The sequence below is a fragment of the Photobacterium sanctipauli genome (assembly GCF_003026495.1).
Taxonomy (GTDB): domain Bacteria; phylum Pseudomonadota; class Gammaproteobacteria; order Enterobacterales; family Vibrionaceae; genus Photobacterium; species Photobacterium sanctipauli.
Map to the genome: position 1 here is coordinate 1 of NZ_PYMA01000038.1, position 4,430 is coordinate 4,430.

At 41.5% G+C, this 4,430-nt stretch carries 4 protein-coding genes and 1 pseudogene; 2 read left to right on the forward strand and 3 right to left on the reverse strand.

The features are described 5' to 3' along the window. A pseudogene (locus tag C9I98_RS26745) lies at positions 1–190 on the forward strand (hypothetical protein); the annotation flags it as partial. Here C9I98_RS26745 and C9I98_RS26270 read toward each other — a convergent pair. From C9I98_RS26270 to C9I98_RS26280, 3 genes are read right to left on the reverse strand one after another with little or no spacing between them, the layout of a single operon-like run. Further along, positions 171–1,349 (reverse strand): M20 metallopeptidase family protein, encoded by a 1,179-nt coding sequence (locus tag C9I98_RS26270; protein WP_036822928.1) that lies wholly within the window; start codon positions 1,347–1,349, stop codon positions 171–173. The pseudogene C9I98_RS26745 and the gene C9I98_RS26270 overlap by 20 nt on opposite strands. Further along, entirely contained in the window at positions 1,349–1,777 is a 429-nt protein-coding gene (locus C9I98_RS26275) for a hypothetical protein (protein ID WP_245907255.1), read from the reverse strand. Before C9I98_RS26275 ends, C9I98_RS26270 begins: the two co-directional genes overlap by 1 nt. Positions 1,778–1,781: 4 nt before the next feature. Further along, entirely contained in the window at positions 1,782–2,615 is an 834-nt protein-coding gene (locus C9I98_RS26280) for a DUF3100 domain-containing protein (RefSeq protein WP_036822922.1), read from the reverse strand. A gap of 651 nt (positions 2,616–3,266) precedes the next feature. Between C9I98_RS26280 and C9I98_RS26285 the strand changes: the two genes are divergently transcribed. Further along, positions 3,267–4,238: a LysR substrate-binding domain-containing protein gene (locus C9I98_RS26285; RefSeq protein WP_036828552.1), complete on the forward strand. Its 972-nt coding sequence runs from the start codon at positions 3,267–3,269 to the stop codon at positions 4,236–4,238. Positions 4,239–4,430 lie beyond the last annotated feature (192 nt).

The following is a 4,430-nucleotide window of genomic DNA, read 5'->3' on the forward strand; positions in this document are numbered from 1 at the left end:
CTTCCTTCAGACCCTACCGTTGGCCAATAACGCCCTTGCCATTCGGATTATCTTCCCCTTAGTCGGGGCGATTCAGGTTTCTTTCAACCTGACGGGTTTGCCAGCTTTGCTGGGCAAACAAAAAAGGCCTGACAGTTGCCAGGCCTTAATTAGTCATTGTCTAGAAGCAATTAGCTGGTCGCAATATTAATGAAGATTTGAGCGCCAACCATCGGTGCATGATCGTCAACATAGTACGGGTTAGAATGAAGGTAATTACAAATCCCCTTCTCTTTATTTCCCGAGCCCAAGAAGAAAAACGCACCACGCTTGTCTTCAGTGGCGTTAACCATGTAGCTAAAATCTTCACTCCCCGTCATCGGTGAGCCATTCGCATTCAACATATCAGCTGGTACAACTGAAGCCGCTGCTTGAACCACACGTTCAAATGCTTGAGGGTGGTTGATGATGGCAGGATAGCCACAATAGGTCATTGATGTGTTGAATCCGCGAATTTTACTCTGGGCAACTATGGATTCAAAACTATTACGTAGCACTTCGTCTGTTTCACTATCCATTGAGCGGATGGTACCGCGAGCTTGGACATTAGCAGCAACTGCGTTCGGTACCGTACCGCCATTGAACATACCGCATACAAACACAGCAGGTGAAAATGGGTTTGTTTGCTTAGCAACCACGTAATCCATATCTTCTACAATGCGAGCGCCTTCACGGATTGCATCTAGCCCTTTGTGCGGTGTTGAACCGTGAGCTGACTTACCTTCGATATCTAGCGTCCAAGCACTGCCGTATGAAGACATAATGCCATTGTTTATGCTCACGGAGCCGCACTCTAGTGCCGCGTCATTATGAAGAGCATAAACTTCGTTTACGCCGTCCATACAACCAAGCTCAACCATTTTATTCGCACCATCAACACGCATGTCTTCTTCAGCCATCTGGAAGATGAAGCGTACATTGTGTTTTAGCTCACTTGGGTAAGCCGCTAGGTACTTCGCCGCTGTCAGCAAGGTTGCCATGTGAACATCGTGGCCACAGTTATGAGCACGACCTTCATGAGAGGACTTATGATCGTTTTCAGTAAGGTCATCCATTTCCAATGCATCCATATCAGCACGGAAAGCAACCGTTTTATAAGAAACATCGACAATCAAATCAGCAATAAAACCTGTATAACCCTCGTAGGTTTTAATCATATAACCGCACTCTTCCATGATTTTTCGGCAATATGCTGATGTTTTGTATTCTTCACCAGATAATTCAGGAATACGATGCAAATCCTGGCGGGATTCAATACTAAAGTTGGTTAGCTCAAGTAGTTTTTCATTAATATCAAAACGCGACAACATTAGATAATTCCTTTCATGGTGAAACCAATTTGTGCAATAAGCGATGCACCTAGGAAACAGCTTGTTGCAACAACAAGGAACAATACAATAATTTTCCAAGATAGTTGTTTAAGCTCTTCCATTTTACCGCCCACTGAAAGTCCTGCAAAAGCAAGCAGTGGAACAGTACAAGATAGAAACTGAACTTTACCAATTGAATCTAGGAAGAAAGTTCGTACCGCCGTTTCAGGTAAGCAAATTAAAATACCAATGATGGTCGCATAAGCAAATGTCGGCAGTGGTGACTTAATGTACTCTTTTGCAATAAGTGATAGCAGCACAACAATCGACATCGCAATAAAGCTATCCCACATATCAAACAGGCTAATACCAGTAGTGAGTGTTTGCGTGAACATGGCAAGGAATAGTGCCAAGAACACAAACTTCATATCATTAAGCACCGACTGCATCACTCACCTCTTTCTTTTTACAAATCTTGTACACAAACTCTGCTAGTGGAATACCGATAAAGGTCAGTGATAATGCACCTAATACCGATGACAATAAGTTAGAAGCCGCCGCAATACTCAACGCTTGGTGCGCCATTTCTGGAGACAAGTTACTTACCAATGCACCCGATGCAGCACTCAACATAGAACCGCTACCTACGCCTGTACCTGCTGCAAGTGCTAGTGGGTGAATGCCGGTTAGTGGACCAACACTACCAAGTACGCTAAACCAAAGTGTACCGATGACAGAACCACACAAGTAGATGGCCAATACACCGATGTACTCTTTTGTACCTGTGCCGTATTTACCTTGAATCACTGCAATGGACGGCTCTCGGCTAATCGAAGAACACGCCCCAATTGATTCACGACCAAGACCAAACTTAACCGCTAGAGGAATAGCAATAATGATTGGTAGCAAGTTACCTAGTTCTTGGAAAATAAGTGGGATACCCGCTTCGATAATAATATCGATGTTTGGAATGATCATACCCGCATACTGTGTACCCAGTACCAGCAGGCAGAAACCGACCATTTTAGATGAAAATGATTCTTCTTCTTCAGTAAAGATCTTACCCCAAGCCGGAACTTTAATTCTTACAACATTCAATGAAATGATCATGCCAATCGTTACAGCGAAAAGCATAGGAAGAATTGAAATATTGATTTCACCAAAACTGATTGTTTTTGTGCCAATGACACTTTGTGCGACAAATATAACAACCATCGCAATGATCGTTGCTATAGCTGCGACTTTGATAGCCGAGCGTTTACTCATAAATTAATACCTTTGGAAAAGTGCGGTTAATAACGCGAAAGGAATAATAATCTAGAATGATAGAAAAATTGTGATATCAATCCACTTTGACAATAACAAACAGTTATTACTTATTAATTTTTGGCGCTTTTAAACACAGTATTAACAATACCAAGCACAGCCTATAAACATTCATTCTTGAAATGATGCTAAAATCACTTATTCTCAACACATTATTAATTTAACGAGCATAAACACGAGCAGATAACACCTTCACCTACATTTGTTGCACATTAAAATCACACAACAATCACAAAAAATAATAGTTTTGATGAATGTTGTCGCAAAGTGACATTGACTATAAATTCACAGGTAACTAAACGTGCCTGACACAACACGAAAGCCACTTAAGTAACTTTGATTCAAAACAATGAATGACAAACAAACATAAATTACTTGAATCATGCCAATAACAGATCATTAGCAATCAACAGCAACTAATTACTTTCCGTTTTTTGTGATAGCCCCTATCGAATCATGATTCAAATGAGCATTTACACGCATATATATTGTGATGTAGTTATTAAAAATAACATTTCGTTCTAAGCAATAACCTTAAAAATCAGGCATTATGTCTATAATTCAATGTTTTGCTGATTTTAGGGATACCAAATGAAACTACAGCAGCTCAAGTATTTAAAGGCGGTTGTCGATAACAACTTGAACATCTCTCTTGCCTCAAATTCTTTGTATACGACACAACCAGGCGTCAGCAAGCAAATCAAGCTATTGGAGCAAGAGCTTGGTGTTAAGATTTTTGAGCGTAAAGGGAAGTCATTAAGCTCTGTTACCCCTGTTGGTGATTTGATCATCAAAGAAGCGATCCAGATGCTAGACATCGAAAGCCGCATTAAAACTATCGTGAATGATCACATTAAGCCGGAAGAAGGCTTTTTGAACATCTATACCACCAACACCATCGCTAGATACCTACTCCCTCATACGGTTGATGAGTTTGTTAAGCGCTACCCGAAGATCAAATTCCATATTGGTAGCTCCCAACTTGATAAATATGGGCACTTAATCAAACGTGGTCAGTCGGATTTTTCTATCGTGGCCCAAAAGGTAGAACATGACTCTGACGTGATCGTTCTTCCTGCCTATAAGTGGAACCTTGGCTTAATCGTGCCAAAGCACCACCCGCTTGCGACAGGTAAGGAAGTGACCATTGAGAATATCGCCGAATACCCATTGATCAGCTATGAGCCTGGGTCGACTGGCCGCATTGCTCAAGATAAAGCTTTTAAAGAAAAAGGGATCAATCCGTATTACTTCATGACAGTAATGGATGTTGAAGTTATCAAGAAATACGTGAAGCTAGGTTATGGAATTGGCATTGTGGCGCAAGTCGCCGCTAACGATGTTATCGATGACGACCTAGTGAATATCCCACTGGAAGATGTATTCGAAGCTTCAGATGCTTGGCTGTGCTATAGCCGCAACCTGTTCTTACAAAAGTACATGCTCGACTTTATCGAAAGCTTCTGCCCTCACCTCACCCGTGAGGTGATGGAAGAGATCGCAAGCTACACCGATAACGAAATTGAGAAGCTATCAAAAACATTTGAACTACCAGAGTACTAACCTATTTCTTTGCAGTACGGCATGAAACTAAGGGCTAGCCAAAACGGCTAGCCCTTTTTCTTCATATTGTCCCGTCCTGAGATAAGTTGACACATTGGAGACTTATCAATGAACTCATCAAGTGAATCAAAGATCAAACGAACCCAGCGTGATTACACTTTAGGCTTTAAACTCGCAGTTGTTGCTCAGGTT